This is a genomic window from Paraburkholderia humisilvae, from assembly GCF_902859855.1.
Lineage (GTDB): Bacteria > Pseudomonadota > Gammaproteobacteria > Burkholderiales > Burkholderiaceae > Paraburkholderia > Paraburkholderia humisilvae.
In genome coordinates this window covers 1-547 of sequence record NZ_CADIKH010000497.1, presented here as the reverse complement: position 1 = coordinate 547, position 547 = coordinate 1, and the positions used below count along the sequence as shown (strand labels likewise).

The 547-nt window shown below is 60.9% G+C and carries 1 protein-coding gene; it reads left to right on the top strand.

Annotated elements, in window-relative coordinates; all coding sequences use genetic code 11:
- A partial coding sequence (locus HV796_RS43935) for a hypothetical protein (protein WP_217478281.1) occupies positions 1 to 222 on the top strand: 222 nt, incomplete at its 5' end.
- Positions 223 to 547: the final 325 nt, after the last annotated feature.

Sequence of the window (547 nt, the reverse complement as noted above, 5' to 3'; positions counted from 1 at the left end):
CGTGTTGCCTCACGAAGGAATGTTACCCGACGGATTGTTGTCGTTTCGCTTTCCCTCTTCTCTTCTTTTGTGGTTTGCCGGGCGCGGAGCGCCCGGCCCCCGGCGACTTTCGAACTTTTCCGCAACTCACACTTCGGCTGGCGCAACAGCGGACTTTCGCAGGCCGCCCTGAATCAGTTCTTTTACGCGCTCTGCTCGCCACGCCTTGACCCGGCGCTGTAGCGTTCGTAGTTGCCTGACTTGCATACGCTTCTGGAAACATCGCGGCCAGCCGATCCATCAATACGTTGGCCGGCACAGAGGGCTCTGCAATCAGCCATCCTTCGATTAGCGGCCACGCGTCGGCGAACGGATCCACCCGACTTCTCCACCAGTGCTTTGCCCTGGGTTGCTTTCGGTGCGTCGGGCGTGCTTCCCCTTGCTTCCATGCCGAAGAAAGGCTGGCGAGGAAGACGGCAACGTCTGATTCGCCCGCCGGCGCTGCTTCAGCACGCACGCCGTGGGCCGCGAACTCGCTCAATGTCTGCTGAGCCATTCGCATCTCCTG